This window comes from Parapedobacter sp. 2B3, assembly GCF_041925275.1.
GTDB classification, from domain to species: Bacteria; Bacteroidota; Bacteroidia; order Sphingobacteriales; family Sphingobacteriaceae; genus Parapedobacter; species Parapedobacter pyrenivorans_A.
In genome coordinates, this window is sequence record NZ_JBHEUZ010000017.1 from 1 (window position 1) to 23,539 (window position 23,539).

The following is a 23,539-nucleotide window of genomic DNA, read 5'->3' on the forward strand; positions in this document are numbered from 1 at the left end:
CCAGAACACCGTGGGGGCGCCGTCCAAGCCCACCCACTGCCGCCGGCCGATCACCGATACCTCCCCGCCCGTGCGCAACAGGCTCGCCGCCGGGTTGATGACCGTGCGTAGCTGCCCGTGCTGGGTATGCGTGAGCGGCTGCTGGCCATGGGCCGTAATCGATGCCGCTGTCAGGAATACAACGGCAAATATTAATCTTCTCTTCATAAACGCTATACCTTCCATTTGACAATTGACAATTAACAATTAACGATTGACCACTAAAACTAGTACCTAAGCACAAAATACCCCTTCTTGTGCTCCCACTTCCCGCCTACCTTCACCTCAACGATGTAGAAGTACGTCCCTGCCGGCAATTGCTGCTGCCCCGTGCTGATGCCACGGAACACCACCCGGTCGTTGTCGTAACCGCTGGCCTCCCACAGCACCGTGCCGTTACGGCTGATGATGGTCACACGGTTGTCTGCGTAGTCCCGAATACCCTCAATCATCAAGAACTCGTTGATGCCGTCGCCGTTCGGCGACACCGCCTGGTGCACACGGATGGGGAAGCCCGACGACGGGTCCGTCACACGCACGGTCACCGTAACCGGTTCCGCTGCTTCGTGGTTGCCGTCGCCCGTCTGCGTGGCTGTGATCGTTACCGTGCCCAGCCGAAGGATGTTGAGTGTATTGCCGCTTACCGTGGCCACCTGTTCGTCGTCAATGCTTAGTGTTACCGGTAAGCCGCTGCTGGCCGATACATCCAGCTGGATGCTGCCCGCATTGCGGTTCACTTCCGCAGGGGCGTTCAGTGTGATGGATTGGTCTGCTTTCGTAATGGTCAGCGTAGCCGGTTCGTAGGTGAATGCGTAGTTAGACGATACTCCGCCGCTTACCGTGACCGCATAGCTGCCCGGGGCAGCGGTTACCGTAGCTTCCGTTGCCGCGGTGGGCCGGGTATCCAATGCCGAGGCATCATCGCCGGCAACGAAACCATCGTATGAGATGCCAAACGCTGGGTTCTCCTCTCCGTAAGCACGCGTGGCGTCCGATGTGCGCACCGCAAGTGGTGCTTTCGCGATGTGCAGGGTTCTGCTCACCGGTGCTGCCGCCGAGTAATCCGCATTGCCCGCCTGCGTAGCCGTGATAAGGATATCGCCCGCGCCACGGATGGTCAGTCTGTTGTTGTTTGCCAGGGTTACGATGTCCGTCGGCTTGCCGTCTGCATCCATAACCGTGTAAGTTACCGGCAATCCGCTCGTTGACTCCGCGTTAAGTATGACCGCATCATCGCCGTAGGTACGGTCAGCCAATGCACCCAGCTCCACCCACTGCGGCCTGCGGTCGACCAGTTCAAGCCCCACCGATACCGAACGCTCGCCGCCACCGCCGGCGACCACGCCGTTTGCCTGCAGCGTGTGCTGCCCCAGCTCAAGGTTTGCCGGGACCGGCAGCGAGCCGCCGAAGCGGCCGTCCGCACCAACCGGTAAATGACCGACCAGTTCCGGGGTGGAGAACAGGTAAACCGTTACCACCGTGCCCGGCTCGAAGCCGTTGCCGCTCACGTAAACCTGCGTGCCGTTGCCCTTGAGCAGCCGGATCACCGCATCGATCGCCGAAATCGGGATCCGTTCACCGTCCACGCCCAGCGAGGCAAGTTCCATCGCATAGCCGTCGCCGCTCAGCCGCAGGTATTCGCTGTCCACCACTTCCAGCATCACCGCTTCCACCTTGCCATCCGTGATGACCACCGGGATGCCCGGTTCAGGCTCCGGAAGGTTGCCTTCATCATCCGGCACCGGCTCGGTCGGGATGGCCTGCACCGTGCCGCTGGCCGATCCCGTGCCCACCCCGTTCACCGCCGAAACGCGGAACAGGTATGACCGGTTGTTCGTAAGGCCGATCACCAGCGACCGCGTCGCCGCAGAGGGCTCCCGGTCCGGAACAGTCCATGTTGTGCCTCCGTTGGCCGAGTATTCGATTACGTAATTAGTCACTGCGGGAATCACGTCCGCAGGCGCGTCCCATACCAGCATCACCTGCCGGTTGCCCGCTTCTGCATGCAATCCCGTGGGGGCACCCGCAAGGGTACCCACCGTGAAGCGTACCACCGTCTCGTTGCCCGCAGCGTCCGTAACGGTAAGGGTGTATTCGCCAGGCGTCGTGATGGGCGTGCCCGAAGTGTACGGCGCACCGTTCAGTGTGGCTGTACCCTCGGTGAAGGATGCCGAAGCCGCTCCGGCATAAAGCCCGCCGTCCGCAACACCGGTGATAGCCGGTGCGGTCAGATCAATCCTGAAACGGACCGTATCCGCATTGTTGAGGCTGTCCGCCACAACCAGCGTGTACATGCCTTCTCCGGTAACCGGTGTGCCTGACACAAACGCATCCCCGTTCAGCATAGCCGTGCCCTCGGTGAATACCGGGGTAACCTCGTGGTTATACAACCCTCCGTCCTCCACGCCGCTCACCGCCGGAGGCGTGGTGTCCGGGGCGGCCTTATCGATGGTAAAACTGATCGCCGTCTCGTTGCCCGCGGCATCCGTGACCAGCAATGTATAATCGCCCTCTTCGGTTATGGGCGTGCCCGAAGTGAATGCCTCGCCGTTCAATGTAGCCGTGCCTTCATTGAATGCCGGGGTAACCGGGCCGTTGTGAACTCCGCCGTCCGCAACACCGGTGATGACCGGTGCCGTCAGGTCGATCCTGAAACGGATCGCATCGGCGTTGTTGAGGCTGTCCGCCACAACCAGCGTGTACATGCCTTCTCCGGCAACCGGTGTGCCTGACTCAAACGCATCGCCGTTCAGCATAGCCGTGCCCTCGGTGAACACCGGGGTAACCTGATGGTTATACAACCCTCCGTCCTCCACGCCGCTCACCGCCGGAGGCGTGGTATCCGGGGCGGTCTTATCGACGGTGAAGCTGATCGTCGTCTCATTGCCCGCGGCATCCGTGACCAGCAATGTATAATCGCCCTCTTCGGTTATGGGCGTGCCCGAAGTGAATGCCTCGCCGTTCAATGTAGCCGTGCCTTCGTTGAAGATCGGGGTAACATCCGTATTATAAGACGCACCATCTTCCACACCCGTGATCTCGGGCACGGTCTTGTCAACCACGAAATTAACCGTGTCGGCATTGCCAGCAGCATCCGTAACAACAAGCGTATAATTATCCTCATCGGTAATCACCGTGCCTGAAGTGAATGTCTCGCCGTTCAATGTAGCCGTGCCTTCATTGAATACCGGGGTTACGTCCGTATTATGAGACGCACCGTCATCAACACCCGTGATCTCGGGCACGGTCTTGTCAACCACGAAATTAACCGTGTCGGCATTGCCAGCGGCATCCGTAACAACAAGCGTATAATTATCCTCATCCGTAATCACCGTACCCGAAGTGAATGCCTCGCCGTTCAACGTGGCCGTACCTTCGTTGAATGCCGGGGTCACGTCCGTGTTGTATGAAGCCCCGTCTTCCACGCCCGTGATTTCGGGCAGGGTTTTGTCAACCACGAAATTAACCGTGTCGGCATTGCCAGCAGCATCCGTAACAACAAGCGTATAATTATCCTCATCGGTAATCACCGTACCTGAAGTGAATGCCGCGCCGTTCAGCATGGCTGTGCCCTCGTTGAACGTCGGGGTCACATCCGTATTATAAGACGCACCGTCTTCCACGCCCGTGATTTCGGGCAGGGTTTTGTCAACCACGAAATTAACCGTGTCCGCGTTGCCAGCGGCATCCGTAACGATGAGTATATACGCATCCTCATCGGTAATCACCGTGCCTGAAGTGAATGCCGCGCCGTTAAGCGGGCCGTGCCTTCGTTGAAGGCTGGGGTCACGTCCGTGTTATATGAAGCACCGTCTTCCACATCGGTGATCTCGGGCACGGTCTTGTCAACCACGAAATTAACCGTGTCCGCGTTGCCCGCAGCGTCCGTTACCACCAGTGTATATTCATCCTCATCGGCAATCACCGTGCCCGAAGTAAACGCCTCGCCGTTCAATGTGGCCGTGCCTTCATTGAACGTGGGCGTTACATCCTCGTTATAGTATTCACCGTTCTCAACGCCTTCCACCTCAGGCACCGCCTGATCAAGCATCGAAGCATCCGTCACCGCAATGGCACTGTTTCCCGCAACATCCGTGACCGTCACCGACAGCGTCAACGTACCATCCCGAAGGCCGCTCACATCGATGCCGCTGACCGGATCGGTGGTTGTCATAAGCGTACCGGTACCCGTAACCGGTGTGCCGCCGCCACTGCTCGTAATCGCGTAGCTGTAGACCGCACCCGCTTCCGCTTCGCTGAAGGTGAAGCCGATTGAAGCAGCCTCCGTTGCATTGATGACATCGTCGTCAACGCTCACGCTATGGCCGGCAGGGGCCGTGGTATCTATCACGACCATCAACGCATCGGAATATACGCTGGTATTACCTGCCGTGTCGGCGGCTGTAATCTGCAGTTGGTGGGTACCTTCCATCAGGCCCGATACATCCAGGCTCCAGCTGCCGTCGGCATTGGCCGTGGTGTTGGTGAGGCCGCCCTCCAGGTCAGACCGGGCGTGCACCCGTGCATTGGCCTCCACCGAGCCGGCAGCGCCCTGCAAGGTCAGGTCGGTCAGGTTCGTAATGTTGTCCGTATCGCTTTCGCCCGTATCCGAGGCCGCCGCCAGATCCGGCACGGCAGGTTTCGCATGCGGGGTGGTGTCTATGGTGATTTCCAGCGCAGCGGACGCTGCGGAAGTATTCCCCGCCGCATCCGTGGCCGTGGCCGTCAGGTTATGCATGCCTTCCGTCAGCGGCGTGCCGGGCGTATAGCTCCAGTTACCGCTGCCGTCCGCTATGGCGGTACCCAGCTCGCCGTCTACATCGGAGGTGACCGTCAGGGTCGCGTTGGCTTCGGCCATCCCGGTCAGGGTCGGCGTATTATCGTTCGTGATGCCGTCGTCACCTTCGCCCGAATCGGACGCAGGATCCAGCGCAAGGCCCTCGGGTGCGTTCGGCGCCTCCCGGTCTACGACATGGGGTCCGCCGCCGGTAAACGCCGGTACATAGCCGTTGGTACCGTTGCCGTTGCCAAACGCATCGGTGATGCCCGAGTTCGCCTTCACATCCAGCCGCAACGTACCCGCACCGGTGATTCCATCGATGGTAACGGTAACCGTATTACCCGTAGACAACGAGGCATCGGCAATGTTTCCGCCCGGCGAGCCCGTTCGGGTAAGCGTGAAATCATCCACGGTAACGTTATCCGGGGCTTCATTGAAGGTCACCGTAAACTGGATCTCTTCCGCGGATGCCGAAGGTGTGCCGTTCACTGCGACAGCCGTTACCGTGGGCGGCGTCACATCGGCAACCGTGAAATTCCAGGTGGTCAGGTCCGAAATACCGGCATAGGCATTGCCTGCCAGATCGGTAACCGCTCCGCTTGCTACCTGGATATAGTAGCTATTGAGCTCGTTCAGGTCGGCCGCCGGATTGATCGTCAATTGGTTATCCGTAATCGACAGCTGGCCGCCGTGTGCTGCTGCATCGATGATGGCTACCGGGCTATACAACGCGCCGTAGATCACGATATTGCCGGAACCCAACGCGATATTTTCGCTGAAAGTCATCCTGAAATCAGCACCGGGCACGACTGTAGTTGATCCGTCTGCCGGACTGAGGCTTTGCAGGTTGGGGGCAACGGCATCCACGAGCACACCCGTGGTCGCCCCTACACCGTTGAGCGCCCCCGTCAGGAAATTGTTCTCGGCATCGCGCAGGGTTCCCCCATTTGGTTCTACGGCCGCAGCCACCTCAATGCCGTCGTTATCGAGATTACCGGACACAACGGTATAGGCGAAAACGAGTTCCGAACTGCCGCTGCCCGATTGGTAGCTAGCATATACCGTCTCCTCACCCACCGTGAGTGCGATACGCGGCGTACCCCCGCCTGTATCGACCGTGACCGCTTCGTTGGTGTTTACGGTAAAAGAAAGTGTTCCACCCGCCACGTACCAGCCATCCGCAGGCACACTGACACTGCTTACAACGGGCGGCACATCATCGGTTACGGTAATGGTAAAACTCTTCCTGAAGTCCGCCTCGCCGTCGGAGGTCTGCACACAGATGTTATACGTGCCGGGGAGCAGCGGCCCCGCTGTTTCCAATACATTGCCGTTGAGCTGGAAGCTGCTGTTACCGCTGTCGTCCGTACAGGTACCCCCTGCCGTACCGGTGGTGTTGAGTGTATATGTAAAAACCTCACCATCATCCACATCGGTGGTAGACAACGTGCCTACTTCGGTTCCTGCTGCCGTTGCGCTTTGCAGGATGGTGCCGGCACTTAATGTGATATCGGTAGGCGCATCATTCACCGGGGTAACCTGCAACGTAACCGTTTCAGTCGCCGACTGGGCTCCACCGGTTCCCGTATTGCCGCCATCATTGATGGCTACTGTAAGCGTTACATCGGTGGTCGCATTCAGTGCCGTGGTGTAGGTCACGATGCTTGCAGCGATAAACTCATTAACATCTTCTATCGATCCGGTCAATGTAAGGGCACTGCTGGTCCCCCCTACGGTAACATCGGCTCCGCCGGTCGCCGACAGCGACCCGCTCGTAACCGATAAGGTCGCGGTTACCGCAGCTGATCCCGCATCCACATCAGCAAAGCTGATGCCCGTCAGTGCCGATTCAACGTCTTCGGTCACGGCGATAGTGGCCGGTGCCGTTATCACAGGCGCATCGTTCACCGCGGTAACCAGCAGCGTAACCGTTTCGGAATCCTGTTGAGCCTCACCGGTTCCCGTGTTGCCGTTGTCATTGATCGACACGGTCAACGTTACATTGCTGGTCGCATTCAACGCAGTGGTGTACGTCACGTTGCTCGCAGCGATAAACGTATTGACATCCGCTATCGTTCCCGTCAATGTCCGCGCACTGGCGGTGCCCCCGACCGTAACACCGGCCCCCGTAGTCGCTGACAGCGAACCGCTCGCAACCGCTAAGGTCACGGTTACGTTTCCTGATCCCGCGTCCACATCGACAAAGCTAATGCCGATGAGTGCCGCCTCAATATCCTCAGTCACGGCGATGGTGGCCGGTGCCGTTATCACAGGCGCATCATTCACCGGGGTAACCGTAAAGCTAATGGTGCCATCGGCAGGTCCGGTGTCTGCTGCATCACGTATACGGGTGGTTATCGTGAAGTTCTGGTCGTTATCGGCCGATGGCGTGAAAGCCACGGCCGCCAGCGCTCCATTGACATCGGCAACAGAACCGGTTACCGTCCATACTCCGGAAGCAAAGGTTGATGTTGCCGAACCGTAAGTCCCTGTGCCAAGCGAACCTGCCGCCACATTGCTTAATGTTAATGTTGCCGTAATGGTTTCGCCTGTATCAGGGTCGGTGACTACCATATCATCCAACGCCACGGCGCTGCCGCCTTCTGTTGCACTTTTGCTTTGGGTAAGATTGGTGGCTGTTGGGGCATCGTTTACAGCAGTAACACTTATGGAGATTGTTCCATCTGCCGGACCTGTATCCGTTGCATCGCGTATACGGGCAGTTATTGTAAAGTCTTGGTCGAAATTGGCCGCAGGGCTAAAAGCTACAGCAGCCAATGCTACATTTACATCGGCGACAGAACCGCTTACCGTCCATACGCCAGAAGCAAAGGTTGACGTTGCCGAACCGTAAGTTCCTGTGCTAAGCGAACCTGCCGCCACATTGCTTAATGTTAATGTTGCTGCAATGGTTTCGCCCGCATCAGGGTCGGTTACTACAATATCATCTAATGCGACAGCGCTGCCATCATCTTCTGTAAAGCTTTTGCTTTGGGTAAGATTAGTGGCTGATGGAGCGGTGTTTACCGGAGCAGAACCCGCCTCAATTTCAACTTCAAAGATGAGGTCTTTATCATCATGAGCCACACTGCCAACATACATACGACCACCTGGGTAAAAGCTCTCAAATGCAGACTGCAATATCCATTTACCGAAATTGAGCTGAGCCCGATTGTCATCGACTCCTTCAAAACTAAATGTATAAAACTGGCCATTGCTAATTGCGATATTCTGACTGGATACATCTACAACAGTAAAATTTGTACCAGATATATCCTCTACAATAGTGCTCTGAGGTATTGTAACCGTCCCCAATACATCTCCAGACAAGCCATTTCCCTGTCTGATAGTAAGTGTTAGATCTTGAGGGTAGAGACTCCCATTATATCTACTTAGGAACTTTATTTTGGATAACGTACCATTCCCACAAGCTGTAAAACTTTGCCCAAAATGGGCTAAATCATTTGTCATCTCGTTTGCTGCATCTGCTATTGTTGCAGAAATTATGCAATCATCGCTTGCCGCAGTAACACTAACCATTTTGGTTGCGGCAGTACTGTTATCGGTACCATCATTTACTACAAAAGAAACAGTGCGGTTAGCCGTATTAGGATTATCTGACGTATTGTTATAAGTTATAGACCTTAAAGCCGTCTGCCATTGTGCCAATGTTGCTGTGGCGCCGGCAGAAGTTAGTGTAAGTACGCCCGCATTATTACTACTTATTGTAATATTGCCCATAGTAGCGGGATTGCTGGTAAATACCAATACATCCTGCCCGCTTTGAAAATTGCCACTAATACTTACCGTTGCAGAAGCTAAAGTTGTATTGTCTGTATCTGTTACCGTTAACGCGTTATCTATGGCAATGGCAGTGCCTTCTATAAAGGCTGTGGTGCCAGCGCTGGCGGTTAGGGTTGGGGCGGTATTTACTGGTGTTGCTGTTGCTGCGCCTATCTCAATATCGTCAATCCTGAAATTCTGAAAAGAAGTGCCCGTTGCAGCAAACTCTATTCTGATTTCATCCACATTTCCAAAAGCAGGTATAGAAGTGAACTCATCTGTGTACATTACCCCTGTACTCATATCATTCCTACTGAGGCTTGCCCCTGACACGAGTACCCCGTCTTTATATCCGTTATATACGATATCCCAGTCAGTAAAGTTTCCAAACGGTTGGACTTTTATAGACCTAAATGAAAATTCGCTTCCGTCATTGGATTTGATGATAGCCCGAGCCAGATTCGCATTGGGACTGGTTCCTACTCCCTGGATAATAAGCAATTCATTACCGCTGATTGAGGTTCCTACTACCCGAGCTGTATGGCTTGGATTCAACGTCTCTGAGGTAATGTCAAAGCACTGAACCGTAGCAGTAGCTGATCCCGTACCCGAATTTAATTCGGTAATCGAACTATATAACCCCTCAAAATCAGTGACACCTATAGAAGGTGCGCATGCAGTTGGTGCTGCTGTTGCCGTTCCTAAATCATCTACCTGTAACTGGTCAAATCTTAAGTACGTTTTTCCTGCTCCCTCTCCCGTACTGCCGGGATTGCTCGCAACATTACCATCTATATTTCCGGTAATTATCAGCTTTGTGGCAACCGGCAGGCCACTGATATCAAGATTAGCTATACCTGCTGCAGATTGTTTAGGAACATCATATACTGTAACTAAACCACCGTTATCCGTAGTGATAAAGATATCCTGCGTATGAGAAGTTGTCAAATTCCATAAGCTAATAGATTTAGGTTTAAAAGGTGCATTTCCTGAAAAACTAAATGTTGTTTTGGTTTCTATATAAGTATTTCCACCTTCATTATATAAGTAATCCCAGATTACGTTGCCGGTATAACCGCTTTCTCCATCCGCAGTCAGCACATAATCAGTTCCATTGGCATATACATTAAATTGGGCATTGGATGATGAATTATAAATACCACTTGTAGGTGCACCGCTTCCAGTTATATAATTAGATTGGTCAAATATAATGGTAGTTGTCTGTAGCACCTCCGTAAAATCCTTCATCGCTACAGAATTCGCCAGCGGCTTCGCTTCTATATCTCCTTTTTGTATTTCTAAATCCCAATCGCCGTTAAAAGCTGCATTTCCCGTCCGGTTATCCGAAGCAGCCACATCCGCATGGGTATTGCTTTTGATGATTTCCAGAAACTCATCCCCGGCTTCGCCTTTGCCCAGTTCGCAACCATATAACAGGAAGTCGCCCCCCGTTTTGATCGCCCCGTTTACCACCCGCGCAAACTCCGGGTGGCTTTTGAGCGTGCCCCCATCTACCGGTGTGTTGCCCAGCAGCAGTTCGCCGGCACGGGCATGCGAGAAGAGGTGCACCGCATGCAGGTTTTCATAGTGTTCCAGCGTTTCTAATAGGTATACCAGGCCGTCCGTACCCTGCGGTATTTCCACCAACTCCACGCCCGGTTTCACCAAACGGCTAAACTGCCGATAGTCTTTGATGTTCCGGTCGACAACCAGCAGTTCCTTTACCGGAGATTTGCGGATAACCAGCTCGTCCCCGCTTACCAACGGCTGTGCCGGAGCATTCCCCGCATGGACCTTGCTGTAATTAAACGCACTTTTTGGCAGGCCGACCAACGCCGGATCAACGAGGTAGGTTTTATTGCTCCCCGAGCCATAAGCCCCCCGCCGGCCACTGTAATACGCCGAGGCTGCTGCACTGAGCGAAAGCGGACTGGCCACCATGGCCAGTTGTATCAAAGCTGTACTGAATTTCTTGCTTTTCATTGTACGATTGGTCAAACTCATCGTCGTAAGTTTCGTCTATCCGGTTGTTTGTTGTAGGTTATTTCCTTTCGGTGCGATTCCGAAATCGTTCTCGTGTGCGTATTGGATCTTCCACCCAGTGAAACCTAATACCTGGTAAATCGATATTCTTCACATGGAGGATACAGCAGAAACTGGTGGGTAGATGTTACATGCATAAACTAGGCGGATGTATGTTTGTTTACTTCATTAATTGTTCCGTTGAGCCACCACTCCGGCTACCCCTCAGTATGATTATCTGGCGATTTGGGATAGGTGACTTTTCTATTACAATTATCAGAAAACTTTTTTTAATAATTGGAAATTTTTTTTTTCAAAATGATGCATAGGTTTCACCACGTCTGACCGCGACAGTGATGTCAAAACAACCGGCCAGCCCTTTCGAAGTCTTCGACCGCTGATAGGGAAATTTTGACGGAAAAGTCGGGGTGCGTGGTATTAATTGGAGATTTCGGAGCTTATGACCGCCGGATTCGTCAAAATCCCCAGCGTCATTTCTGGCAAAGCGTCCTATGGCACAGTGCACTCTCCGAAGCCAGTTAGGACTCCATTTCATTACTCATGCTGCTAAGATAGCGTTTTTTACAGCAATCCCTGTTTCCCACCGAACCGGTAACGCAGCCCGATTTCGTGGGTGGTGTTGCTGATACGCCGGTCTAGCGGCTCGTTTCTTTCGGTGCGATTACATTCGCATCGCTCCCTGCCGTATCTTTCCAGAATGCCATTTCGCTGTACTTTTGGAATAAATCCGGCGGCAGGATAGACCGCCGCTGCTTAAATTCCACTTTGCGGGCCACGGTGTGCAGCCCTTTTACGCCCAAGGTATAGTCAAATTCGTCGTGCGAATAGTCGATGTTATCGAAATCATGCTGATATGGCTCCATCCCCGTAAACCCATAAATCAGTTTCATCGTCCGTTCGGGAAAACGGGCTAGCAGCTCATAATCCACCAACAGCAGCCGATCCGCATACTCGCCGTAGAAGGCTTCCTTAAGTGCAGTGAGCGCGATGCCCACCACCCCATTCAGCAGGCTCTCGCAGCGGGTGTATACCGTAGCCCGGTTGCCCGCGGAAAACATCCGGCTGTAATCGAAGGGGTTCTTGCGGTAGATTTTCTCGAAGCTGTCCATGATCCATGCCGGATCGCGCACGAGACAGATGATTTTAAAATCGTCAAACAGCTCGACCAACTGATGCATGCGGGCTGTCCACAGGCGGTTGGTATCGAAAATGACGTCCTTCGGATTATCCTGGTAATAGGCATTGAATAGCGCTGAACAGATGGCTTTCCGCTTCTGCTCGTCGAAAAACGAGTAAAATTCGCTGCCGGCGCCGATCTGCTCCAGGCAGCCGTTGATAAGTGAGGCTACCGGACTGCTCATCGCAGCATGTACACCGGGATTCTGGGTGAGTATACCCGATAGCAATGTCGATCCCGAGCGCGGCAAGCCCGAGATAAAATGTAGCTGTTTCATGTAGGTAGCGTTTCTGTAAGCAGCCGGCTTGCCGGGTTGCTATTCAATAATGAGGTTAAATAGGAGGCCAATTGAGCCGCGGAATTTTCGAGCGCGTCCGTTCCGGTATCGATGACCAAGTCGGCATCGATGGGTTCTTCATACGGGTCATTTACTCCGGTGAGGTTGGCCAACCGATCCGGATGGCCCGCCGGCAGTGCTGCCCGCGCGTAAAGCCCTTTGGTATCCCGTTGCCGAAGCACGTCCAATGCACACCGGAGCCATACCAAACGGGCGCCACAGTTTTCGCTGAAATAAGCACGAGTAGCTCTATAAGGGTTGATAACAGCCAGGAGTACCACATCGGCATCGGTTTCATTGGCTAGGTGCGCCAGTCGCCGCAGGTGCTCCAGCCGGTCGGCTTTGCTGAACCCGAGGTCGGCGGAAAGCGTTTTCCGCAGGTCGTCACCATCCAATACAACAACCTTGTAACCTAACGCAATCAATTTTTCACTGGCAAGCGCTGCCAATGTCGTTTTACCAACACCTGAAAGTCCAGTAAACTGAACTATATGTTGCATGCGCTTGAAACGGTTGTTGATTTACACCCGCTGGCAATCGTGGTAAATGTAAGATACATAGCCGTAGCTTTCGTGTTTCATCTTAGTATTGGCAGTTCCGATTAAGCCATCATCTACCAGCTTCCGCCTCCCAATATCACAGCCATCTCTTCTTGGATTCGGTATAGGTGACTTTCTGATCGCAATGATGGTAATTTTTTCTAATATTTCGAAATTTTTTCAAGGGAAATTGATTGGAATGGGCGGGCACCGGGTTTGGCACCGGCAGTGCTCCGGCCTGTCGCGCGGGTAAGGTTGGGCGCGGCGCGGTACGCGGGTTATCCAATCTGCGCGGACTTTCTTGACGAGTAAAACAAAATGAACGCGAATTACCGCTAGGTAAAACCTGCTACTGACCCAAATTCACAAAAAACTGGACCGATTCACAAAATCCATTAACATATGGAAAATATTCGCTAAAAATCACTCAATGTATCGTTAGTGCATTATTTTGCTTAAAATAAGTTTGCTATCTTGGCCTTAGCAGTACACGCCACGCTACCCATCGGAACAGCGTCTCGGAGCGTGCCTTTTGCTTTTACAAGGGCCCGAATGATTGTCATCACCACCAAAAAGAGCGTACGAAAACCAGCGGATTCCTTCGTGAACCTCTCAGGGATGGACCATGAGTTGGCGTGCAATATCTTAGGGTTGCCGGATGAAACGGGGCTTGATGAAGAACGAACACCCAATTAAAGAAATGGAAGAACTGAAATCATATTTGAGAAAATTAATCAACTTCACGGATGAAGAAATGGAAATGTTTAAATCGTTGTTTTCTGAAGCCCAACTTAAAAAACACGATTATTTTGCACGGGAAGGAGAATACTCCTCAAAATTGGCTTTTCTTTCCAAGGGTGTAATGCGGGCGTTTTTCCGAAGCAATTTAGGAAACGAATACAATAAAACATTCTTTACACCTCCTACTTTTGTAGCTGCTTATTCTTCTGTTACGACAAAACAAAAAAATCTCATTAATATTCAGTGCCTAACAGAATGTTCGATATTGGTAGCCGATTTTGACAAAATAACTTCGCTTTACAAAGATTTCCCTAAAATTGAAAGTCTTGCCAGAGTATTGGCGGAATACAAGTTCGCCATAAAAGAAAAAAGAGAAATTGAACTTGTAACGCTCGAAGCAAAAGAACGCTACAACATTTTCAGGCAAGAACATCCTGATTTAGAAAATCAAATCAGTCAGTATCATATCGCTTCATACTTGGGAATCTCACCAACACAATTGAGCCGGATAAGGGCTAAAAAGTAAAATCTTTACATATGTAAATGTTTTTCGCTTTTCTTCTTGTGAACTTTGCAGAATGATATTAAGCGGAAATAAAATGACTATTAGCATACTTGCCATCATATTTCTTTTGACCAATGCGGTATATGCACAAAGCAATAAAATTTTATTTGTAATGAGCGCAGCAGATACCATTGAGTTGAACAACGGAGAAAAGCTCAGACAGACAGGGGTGTTTTTGAATGAATTTTATCTTGCATGTAAATCAATGATTGATGCCGGATATACCGTAGATTTTGCTACCCCAAATGGAATTGTTGCAACCATTGATGAAGAAAGCATTGATGATAAATATTGGAAGAAAAACTTAGAATTAAAGGATGAAGCACTGACCTTTATTAAAACTAATGACTTATTCAACCACCCAAAAACACTTGAAGAAGCTATTGATGCAAAATCAGATTACATTGGTTTGATAATTCCGGGAGGACAAGGCTTAATGGTGGATTTGATGGCAGACAAAAACACACCGATCCTTTTAAAATACTTCGCAAAAGAAAACAAGCCAGTAGGGCTTATTTGTCATGCCCCAAGTCTTATTTTAACGATACCAAAAGATGAAAATCCATACGTTGGTTTCAAAGTCAATTCAGTTTCATCGTTTGAGGAATTCGTTATTGAGCGTTTTATAATGAAGGGGAAACCTGAAAACAGGAAAATAGCAAAAAAACTGAAAAAGTTAGGGTTAAAGTACAGAAGCGGTCTGCCGAAGTCAGACTTCGCAATAAGAGATAGAAATTTAGTAACAAGCCAAAATCCATTTTCCGGACGTTCATTTAATAAATTATTTTTAGAAGCACTGACTGATTATTTAAGCAAAGAATAGCCTGGGCTCATTCGCTGACCAGGCAATCAGATTCAATAAACGTTTGCAACAACTCGACGTACCAACGGTAACGTACAACCAAAACCCTTGTGAGCTGGGCCTGAAGGCTGATCTTGCATATCGCCACTTCGTTTATATTTTCCTTTGATTTTGACTTAAATTCGAATACCTTTGGGTATCCAATTGGCCCGTAGGTCGACTTGCCGGTCCAACTGAAATGATGCGAACAGAAAACCATGTTGCCGAAGAAACCTTGATCCGACTACGTGCCGGCTCGCGGGTGGATTTCATGGTTGTGTACGACCAATTCCAGAAAGGGCTGTTTACCTTCGCATACCATTACCTCCGGGATAAAGACCTCGCCGAAGACGTTACGCAGAGCGTGTTTATGAAAATATGGGAAACCCGGCATCGCATCAACCCGGCGCTTTCCTTTGCCGGTTACTTGTACCGCATCACGCGGAATGAGGTGTTCAATGAACTCAAGGCCATCGCCAACCGTGAAAAGGCAAAGGCCGGCATGGCTATGGCCACGCCGGAACCCCTGGCGCTTTCCGTGGATACGATCGTTGAGCAACGGGAATACGAGGAGCTGCTGGAGGAAGCCGTTCGGGCGCTCCCCCCACAGCGGCAACGGATTTTCAGGCTTTGCCGCCAGGAGGGGCTGACCTACCAAGAGGCCGCTTCGCAACTAGGCATCTCGTATTACACGGTGAAGGAACACATGACGCTCGCCATGCAGGCAATCAAAAACCACCTCGGCCGCAATGCGGTGTTCATATTCTTTCTGGCCACCGTCTACGGCTCCACCTGAATGGTTTCGCCCGGCCGGAATGTGTATGATCGGAACGGCGTTCCTCCACGCAGTAGGTTAGCGGTCAGTTGGGATCCAGACCGTTCGATGTGGATATCAAACGGCCGTACCCCGAACGCGCCCACATTCTGGAGTTGCATGTGATCCCAGTCATCGGGCAACTGTGGTGTCATCGAAAACCGGTGGAAACCCGTGGGCCGTATCCCGAAGATACCTTCGGTAAAGATGCGGCAATACAGGGCGCTCTCTGCCGATAGGTGGCGCTGGCTACCTTCGGGCCACGCTTCGATGGGATAGGGCACGTGATCGCCCAACAGCCTCGTGGTCGAATAGTGATTGAGGTAGGTCATCGCCTTTTCGATTTCGCCGGCAGCGAAGATACCCCGGAGGGCGTATAGCGTTGATCGGTCCCAAAAGGTTTCGGTACCAGCCTGCGTCAGCAACCCGTCGGTCGTCCACAGCCGCGGCGAAAGCAGCGCATCGATGGTTTCCGGTGCGCGGTCATAGATGCCTACGGTAAGCGGGATGCTTATCCACGAACGCAGCACATCGTTACCGGCATAATAGCGGTACGTATCGAACCCTTCTACCGTGGCACCGAAATGTTGCTCGATGGCAGTACGGATGCGCTTGGCTTGCCGTCGATAATTGGTAGCAACCCGGCGCGGTAGTCGTAACTCCTCGGCCAGGTAAGCGGCGGAAATCAACGCGTCGTAGTAAAGCGATGAGGTGCACAGGTTAGCATCGCCCGCCGGAAAACGGCCTTCCAGCTCGTCGCTGTCGGAGGCGACCACACCATCTGCATTGATTTTCCGCTTTGAAAACTCCAGGCACCATTCGATCAAAGGCCACAACTGCTCAGCTTCTTCCCTATCGGCCCGTGCCAGGGCGTATCGCGCTGCGCCGTAGGCGATCATCGCCGCATCACCGCGGTCGCCGGCGCCGCCCCACACGTCGTCGCCCTCGGCGATGATGGAGCTGGGTATGGGCTTGTACTCGGGGTTCATGAACCGCGCAAAATGGCGGAAGGCGTTCAGCGCCGAGGCATTGCCGATGTCGTAGTGCAGGAACGGGAAAAAAGGGTTGATGTATTCGGCTTGATCATTGGCCCAAATGGCCGCGTAGTACGACTCGCCGCCGGGGCCGTGCATATAGCCCCCTTTGGTGTTGAAAATACTTTCGGCTGCTCGGATCTTGGCAAAGGCAAATGCGGTATTCAACGTCTCATCGGGCGAATGGAACACCAGCTTGGACCACATCTCGGCAACAAAGGCTGCGCGTACCTGTTGTGCCGCGTCAACGTTGGGTACAATGGCTTGCTGGTCGTCGCTATGGGCCTGGATGGAAGCGTCGAACATACAAACCTCGCCGGGTTTAAGGTAATGCACCCCGCCCGACGGGATATGGAGCTGGGCAAGGAGCGTGTAGCTGCCGGACACCCCTTTTTCGGGGTCCGTATGATAGATGGTGTGCTGAACAGGCACGGTCACCTCGATGACACGATCGGTAATGTTTTTCAACGTATAGCGTTCGTAAAAAACCGGTTGGTCCATCGCCGGGAAATAGGTGCGGGTGAGCGCCACGAGCGCCGGGCCCCGGTCGGTGGGCTCATCGCCGGCCCCCAGCTCGCTCTCTACGGTGAGCAGGCCATTGAGGCGCATGGACTTGACGGTCTCGCGGTTGAGCGACCGGCCATTGACCTGCAACTGCGACACGAAGTCGATGCCAAACCGACGCATGAGGCTGGCGTGGGTATTGTTGGGGATGGTGCGCAACATGGGCCATACGAGCGACCGCTCCAGGCTGAAAGACCCATCGGCATTGACGCCGTAGCGCAGCACCGCCGACAGGTACTGGCCGCTCATTTCGATGTGGTCGTAATGCGGAATGCGGCCATCCACGTTCCATCGGATGCCGCCGTCGATATCGATTTGCCAACGTTGCTGCGCGGTAAGCCCCTCGGGCATGCTGCAGGTTCCTAAGAAAATTAAAAGATAAGCGATTGGGTTCTTCATTACTGTTTATTGTCGTTGATGATTACAGGAAGTGGGCCGTTGCCCCGCACCGTGACGTCGGTGCTGTGTTCTACCAGCACGGCACGGTCGCTGCCGCTGACGGCGTTGTGGGTTACCGATGCACCATCCGTGCCCGATACGTAGATGGCCTGCGCTCCGGTGGCTTGGATGACGTTGTTGCGGATGACAATGTTTTTGTTGAGCGGCGGTGGTGGACCGTCGATGCCCGACACGGCGATGTTGATGGCCGTGCCGGTCTGCCTGCCGTGGCCGTAGCCGCAATCCACGATCCAGTTGTTTTCGATAACGACGTCGGCCACCGGCCCGCTTTCGCGCCAGCCACTTTCGGCGCCAAGCTGGATGGCTGTACCACTGCTCTGCTGGATGGTATTGCCGACGATACGTACCCGGTTGGTTTTGATGAGGTACGCCCGCGCCAGGTGGCTCCGCACGGTGTTGTTGGTGATTTCCGCCGCCGGCCTACGGGTTTCATTGGTGAGGTAGTGGCTGGCAGCGTCGCCCGAAAGGGGCCCGTCGAGTTGCACCGACACCCGCCACTCGCGGTGGCTTGTGTCTACGCCACGTACTGTATAGGTGGCTACCGGTTCCAACGATCCGCGCGCCACCAGCGACAATGTATCGCCCACATCCGGGAAATCCAGCGACAGCGCATGGAGGTCGGCCTGCGCTACCGCGATGTCTACCCAGCCTTGGCGTGTGGCATTCGGGTACAGCGTATAGTAATAATTGTGGATGTTGGTGCAGTCGTCGCCCTGCCCACCAAACTTGCAGGCGTCAAGCACAATGCGCCCCTTGCAGCTGGTAAAGTGCGTGGCATCGGTGTTGGTAGACACCACGCTGCCCGGTTCGGGGATGACCTGCAGGTTGCGCAGGAAGATGTCTTCGCTGCGGTGGCCCACCACACCCATACCGGGCTGGCTATGGATCGTCACATCGGTCAGGGCGATGTTCTTGGATTCCTTGATAAGGATTCCCGGCCGGTAGTGCGCCGAGTGCCGCAAGATACACAGGTCGCCCGGCTGCGGTTTCGCCCCTGAAAAAACCCGGATGGTGGTGTCATCGAGCCATTCCTTTTTATCGTGCCAAGCACCGGTATACACGCGTGCTTTTGCCACATCGTAGAAATGGATACGGCCGGTCACCGCGCTGTCGAGCATCGTGTAGCGGCCGGTGTCTACCTGCATGTCGAAATAGCTGTCGGTCACGGCGCCGATAACCCCGATGGTGTGGGGAGGCCGCTTATACGTAAGTGTAAGCCCGTTGATGCGCAGGTTTTCGGCACCGGTGATGGAAACGGCCTCATACCACCCTTCCAGCACCAGGGTTGCCCCCGCGGCTTCTACGGTCACCTCCCGGCTACCGGCGAGGTCTAAAGCGATGACGTAAGGAGCATCGGGCTTGAATAAGTGACCTTGCACATCTTCGCCATATTGGCCGCTGATAGCCTCGTACTCGATGCGACGTGCCTCAGCATCGCTAAACCGGTACACACCCGGCGGGAAGTAGACCGTTGCGCCGGGCTGACTCCGGGCAGCAGCCATTGCCTTCCGGAGCGCAGTGGCATCGTTTTGGCCATCGTCTGGATAGGCGCCGTATGCGGTGACGTCTATCCGGCTTGCGGTGATGCCGTTCGCGCAAGAAATATGCGGGCCGGATAGGGCTAACGCCAGCCCCAGCATGCTTATGTGAATTGTGGTCATCGTTTTTAATTCATATGCGTTTGGATGAATGCCAGTTCGCCGGACGGGTACGTGCCCCGTACGTCGACCTCGGTATAGCTTTGCAATTTAGTTAAAAAGAAATCAAACCGCTCCCAGTCTGAACTAAGCGAGTGTTCGTGGGTATGCAGCCACCGGAAGGTCTGCCTGAAAGGCTCCCAGCCGATTGCCTCCTGGATACGGATGAGCGTATACATGAGCGCGTCGTGGGTGAAGCGCCCTTGCAGGAATGCGTTTTCGTATGAATCGCCGCCGTCCGACCGGTAATAGGATTTGGCCTCCGTGCCGGTGTACAGCTTGTCGCCTTGCACGAACGAGCCGTTGAGCTGATCCAGAGCATAGTACATGCGGAAGTTGGCAAACAGTTCATCGTTCCAGTTCCAATAGGCGGTGGTGCCGGGATAACGGTCGCCGCCGGCGCAAAAATCGTGAGCGATCTCGTGCATGATGCCGAATTCCCAGTCGCTGCGCTGGGCCACACTACGCAGGGATGCCGGCACGTGCACGCGGTGCCAGATGATGGGATTGCCGGCGTAAGCCCACGAACGGGGGTTCTGATCGACTGCCAGAATGGTGATGGGCTCGCCGCCGTAGGGCTCACCGCCGATGAGTTCGGTATATGCCCCATACACGCGGTCGAGTTTGGCCAGCCAGTCGGTGAGTGCCTCCTCGCTCACGACAGCAGCATCTTCGGGCCGGAGCCGAAGGCGCAGGTGTTGGCTCGACAGGGTGAAAAAATCCTGCTTTTCTAGTTTCAGGTTCTTGAAATAGGCCGTACCGCTGGACCTGTTGCTGTTCAGGCCCAAACTGAGGCATAATGACACGCGGCCATCTGCCGGTGTCTGGAAGACCATAGACCGGGGCTTGAAATCGGCCGTGCCCACCAAGTCTTGCGAGGTCATGAACCACTCATCGACAATGGTGATGGTGGCGCCGTTTGCGCCTGTAACGTTTCCGACTTTGACATCGGCCGAAAACCGATAGATGGCATCGGCATCTAGCGCAAGCGGTAAATAGGTGCGGGTAACCACCTCATCGGTGGCCTGAACACGGAGGGTCAGCCCTTCGGGCGTTGCATCTGTGTTGGACCAAGCGAAGTCGGCCTGGCCGTGATAGGTATTATTTTTCCAATCGGCAGCATCATAAATCCACAAGAGGCCGGGGTAGTCGGCAGGATCTAGCTGCTTTTCATCCGGCTTCGGAGCAATGGGGCCAGGGCCGTCTTTATCGTCCGCTCTGGGTTTGGTGCACGACCATGTTCCGGCAGAAGCCAGGTAAAGCAACGTGATGGCTATGATTCTCATACGCTAAATCTAAAGTAAACCGGGCGGCCGCGGCCGCCCGGTGTAATGCATATATTAGAAGGCCTCCACTTCGGCGATACACGTGTGGTTGGAACCGGTGAACGAGCGGTTGACCACGATTTTGATGTAGCGCCCATCGATGGTTTTCTGGCCATTGTCGATAAAGGATACCTCATTTTCGGCCACGTCGCCATCCAATGCGTACGCGCCGGCAGCGATCCAATTTACCTCATCGTCGCTCACCAGTATCTCGATATCCAACGGGCGGCCCGGTGCCCAGCTGCTGCGGCCAAATATCCGTAGGCCATGCAAGGCCTGCGTGCTCCCCAGGTCAATGACCAGGTAGTGGGGATGCGCCGGATTGGCATCGCGGTACTGGGTATGCCAGAAGGTGTCCGGGTTGCCATCGATGGCGTGTTTGGCGTGGCCGTTGTCGGGACCTTCGCCTACTGTTTCTTCGGAGCTGAAGCTGGCGACCTCCCACGAGGTCTTGGACAGCTCGGTGTAGGCCGTACGCACCACGAAGTATGTAACACGGAGTTGCTCGTTGACGGGGTATTGGCCACCCTCGGCCGCAGCCAGCCGCACCGGTAGCATGTACTGCTTACGGGCGTCGATGCTTTCATGCTCCGTATGCACATCGATGCGCAGCACATCGGAGCTGAGCTCTCCCTTCTTAAGTACGGCTTCCAGGCTTTCCACTGTATAGCTCGCCTCGGGCAGCAGTTCGTAGGTCGTGAAGTTGGCCGCGTTGTAGGTTGTTACCAAATCAGGCGCGATTTCAAACCGGCAACGGACGTCTTGCGACGGGTAGTTGACCCCTCCGAAGGACGCACCGAAATAGAGTGGCTGGGCATCGGATTCAATGGCCAGGTTCTTGATATTGGGCAGGTCGTACGCCTGAGTCATGTATACTTGGGCGAAACGGTCGGGATTTTCGAAACCTGTGTCTTTGCCGCATGCCAGCGTCAGTAACGCCAAGCCCAAGCCGATGGATATATTCTTGATGTTGTTCATTTTATTGTCTGATTAAGTTACCAACCGGGATTTTGCACGAGATTGCTGTTGCGGTCCATTTCCGACTGCGGGATGGGGAACAGGTAGTATTCCTTGCGGAATACCCGCCGTTCGAAGACGGTCCGTTGGTAATAAGCGGGGTCGTGCAGCGACGTACCGGCGCCGGTATTCATGCCCCAGAATTCGCCGCCATCGGTCTGATCGGCGATTTTCCACCGCCGTGTGTCCGACCAACGCAGGTTTTCGATGGCCAGCTCGATGCGGCGCTCGTGGCGGATACGCTCACGCATTTCGGATTGGCCCAGGCTCTGAGGCACGCCCGGAAGGCCGGCCCGCTCGCGAATGGCGTTGAGGTAGGTGGCGATATCGGGATGCCCCGGCGACGATTCGTTGAGGGCTTCTACGTAGCTCAGCAACACTTCCGCATAGCGGTAGAGGACATACGGCCGGGAGATGAATTGCGAATTACGCACATCTGAGTTGGGCGAGATGTTCTTGCCCACGATGTAGCCCGTGTGGGGGTAGTCGCGCGCGCCGTCGCGCCCCGACGAGCCGGTACGGAAGAACTCCATCCGCTGGTCGCCGTTGACGCGCGACGGGTAGTAAGACCCATTGTACAGCACCGTGACATAAAACCGGGGCTCCCGGTTGACGTACATCATGTACGTGCCCGCTTCGGTATAGGTACCGTCGGCTTGTGAGAAGCCGTTTTCGACGTAGTCGGTGCCGGGTTCGTCAATGCGCTTGCCGGATGCGGTCTCGTAGGCATCCACCAGCTGCTGCGTAATCGAGTAGCTGGGCCACCCGCCGATGGGGCGGGGGGCGGTATGCTTCTCGTAAGGCCAGCCGAGGTCGCTGCTCTTGCGGGCGAAGAGGACTTCGTTGTTCCAGGGGGTAAGGAAGATATCCCGGTAGGAACGGTAGGGGTCGATGTTGCCGTCGTCGCCGGCCACTTTATACAGGCCCAAGATATCGAGGTCGATCAGGTCTTTAGCGGCCTTCGCCGCCCGCTCCCATTTGGTGGCATTGTACTGGGTGTTGAACAAAGGCGTACCATCGGGATTGACCACGTCGACATATTCGGTATTGCCATTGAACTGCGGACTGGCAGCATAAAGCAGGAGGCGGCTCTTCACGGCCATGCAGGCTATTTTGGTGGCGCGGCCGTAGTCGCGTTCGCTCTGCGCCGTGAAGTGCAACGGCAGGTCTGTGGCGGCTAGGTCGAGTTCGCTGACGATGTAGTCCACGCATGCGTCATACGGTGTGCGGGGCAGGTTCATCTTGGGGTCATTGCCGTCCAGGTCGCTTTCGATGATCTCATCGCCGATGAGGATGACGGGACCGTATTGCCGCAGCAGATTGAAATAGAAGAAGGCGCGCAGGAACCGCGCTTCGGCTTTGTACTGTTTAATCAGCTGGGGGCCACCAGCCATGCCTTGCAGCTCGCGGTTCTCGTCGATGTGCAGAATGAAATAGGTGGCTTGGCGGATGCCCCGGTAATAGTCCTGCCAAAAATTGTAATTGCCCGAAGCGGCGTTCCAGTTGCCGATATTCAAGGGATAGGCGGGCGACTCGCTGTACGGTACATCGAAATCGTCCGAAAGCGGATCGAACGGCACGCCGCCTTTGCGGTCGGCTTCATCGCGCACGTAACTGTAGGCATGGGCCAGGAACTCTTCGGAATATTGCTTGCTCTGAAACACCAGGTCCAGCGTCAACTGGTCGTCGGGCATCTGATCGAAAAAGCTGTTGCACGCCTGCAGGAGCAACAACGAAAAGGTAGTCAATAAGAGATATATGCGTTTCATTCGTTATTCTTCGTT

14 protein-coding genes are annotated in these 23,539 nt (G+C 54.1%); 4 read left to right on the forward strand and 10 right to left on the reverse strand.

Annotation, left to right across the window (positions count from 1 at the left end; all coding sequences use genetic code 11):
* From ACEVG1_RS16950 to cysC, 5 genes are all read right to left on the reverse strand, one after another.
* On the reverse strand, window positions 1-207 hold a 207-nt coding region (locus ACEVG1_RS16950; RefSeq protein ID WP_374744911.1), incomplete at its 3' end, for a type IX secretion system membrane protein PorP/SprF.
* 59 nt (window positions 208-266) lie between these two features.
* A complete protein-coding gene (locus tag ACEVG1_RS16955; protein ID WP_374744912.1) occupies window positions 267-3,767 on the reverse strand; it encodes a gliding motility-associated C-terminal domain-containing protein in 3,501 nt (1,166 codons plus the stop codon).
* Window positions 3,764-10,585, reverse strand: a complete 6,822-nt coding sequence (locus ACEVG1_RS16960; RefSeq protein WP_374744913.1) for a DUF4347 domain-containing protein — start codon at window positions 10,583-10,585, stop codon at window positions 3,764-3,766. Before ACEVG1_RS16960 ends, ACEVG1_RS16955 begins: the two co-directional genes overlap by 4 nt.
* A 695-nt stretch (window positions 10,586-11,280) precedes the next feature.
* Complete coding sequence (locus tag ACEVG1_RS16965; RefSeq protein WP_374744914.1) at window positions 11,281-12,099, reverse strand: sulfotransferase; 819 nt, start codon at window positions 12,097-12,099, stop codon at window positions 11,281-11,283.
* Window positions 12,096-12,659 carry an adenylyl-sulfate kinase gene (gene cysC / locus ACEVG1_RS16970; RefSeq protein ID WP_374744915.1) on the reverse strand — a complete coding sequence of 188 codons (564 nt, stop codon included), beginning with the start codon at window positions 12,657-12,659 and terminating at the stop codon, window positions 12,096-12,098. The genes ACEVG1_RS16965 and cysC overlap by 4 nt, the downstream gene beginning before the upstream one ends.
* A gap of 591 nt (window positions 12,660-13,250) precedes the next feature.
* On the opposite strand from cysC, the gene ACEVG1_RS16975 reads away from it, so the two are divergent.
* From ACEVG1_RS16975 to ACEVG1_RS16990, 4 genes are all read left to right on the forward strand, one after another.
* Entirely contained in the window at window positions 13,251-13,394 is a 144-nt protein-coding gene (locus ACEVG1_RS16975) for a hypothetical protein (protein ID WP_374744916.1), read from the forward strand.
* The gene (locus ACEVG1_RS16980) at window positions 13,372-13,965 is read left to right on the forward strand and encodes a Crp/Fnr family transcriptional regulator (RefSeq protein WP_374744917.1); all 594 of its coding nucleotides are present in this window, start codon (window positions 13,372-13,374) and stop codon (window positions 13,963-13,965) included. Before ACEVG1_RS16975 ends, ACEVG1_RS16980 begins: the two co-directional genes overlap by 23 nt.
* A 73-nt stretch (window positions 13,966-14,038) precedes the next feature.
* Complete coding sequence (locus tag ACEVG1_RS16985; RefSeq protein ID WP_374744918.1) at window positions 14,039-14,827, forward strand: DJ-1/PfpI family protein; 789 nt, start codon at window positions 14,039-14,041, stop codon at window positions 14,825-14,827.
* 217 nt (window positions 14,828-15,044) lie between these two features.
* Window positions 15,045-15,641, forward strand: coding sequence for an RNA polymerase sigma-70 factor (locus ACEVG1_RS16990; protein WP_374744919.1), 597 nt, complete (start codon window positions 15,045-15,047; stop codon window positions 15,639-15,641).
* Here the strand turns inward: ACEVG1_RS16990 and ACEVG1_RS16995 are convergent.
* The 5 genes from ACEVG1_RS16995 to ACEVG1_RS17015 are packed head-to-tail and all read right to left on the reverse strand — an operon-like array spanning window position 15,626 to window position 23,524.
* Entirely contained in the window at window positions 15,626-17,656 is a 2,031-nt protein-coding gene (locus ACEVG1_RS16995) for a hypothetical protein (RefSeq protein WP_374744920.1), read from the reverse strand. The two genes, ACEVG1_RS16990 and ACEVG1_RS16995, sit on opposite strands and share 16 nt — an antisense overlap.
* Window positions 17,656-19,377: a right-handed parallel beta-helix repeat-containing protein gene (locus ACEVG1_RS17000; RefSeq protein ID WP_374744921.1), complete on the reverse strand. Its 1,722-nt coding sequence runs from the start codon at window positions 19,375-19,377 to the stop codon at window positions 17,656-17,658. Before ACEVG1_RS17000 ends, ACEVG1_RS16995 begins: the two co-directional genes overlap by 1 nt.
* 5 nt (window positions 19,378-19,382) lie before the next feature.
* The gene (locus ACEVG1_RS17005) at window positions 19,383-20,699 is read right to left on the reverse strand and encodes a hypothetical protein (protein ID WP_374744922.1); all 1,317 of its coding nucleotides are present in this window, start codon (window positions 20,697-20,699) and stop codon (window positions 19,383-19,385) included.
* Between the two features lie 54 nt (window positions 20,700-20,753).
* Window positions 20,754-21,716: a BT_3987 domain-containing protein gene (locus ACEVG1_RS17010; RefSeq protein WP_374744923.1), complete on the reverse strand. Its 963-nt coding sequence runs from the start codon at window positions 21,714-21,716 to the stop codon at window positions 20,754-20,756.
* Between the two features lie 17 nt (window positions 21,717-21,733).
* On the reverse strand, window positions 21,734-23,524 hold the full coding sequence (locus ACEVG1_RS17015; protein WP_374744924.1) for a RagB/SusD family nutrient uptake outer membrane protein: 1,791 nt from the start codon (window positions 23,522-23,524) through the stop codon (window positions 21,734-21,736).
* Between the last annotated feature and the right edge of the window lie 15 nt (window positions 23,525-23,539).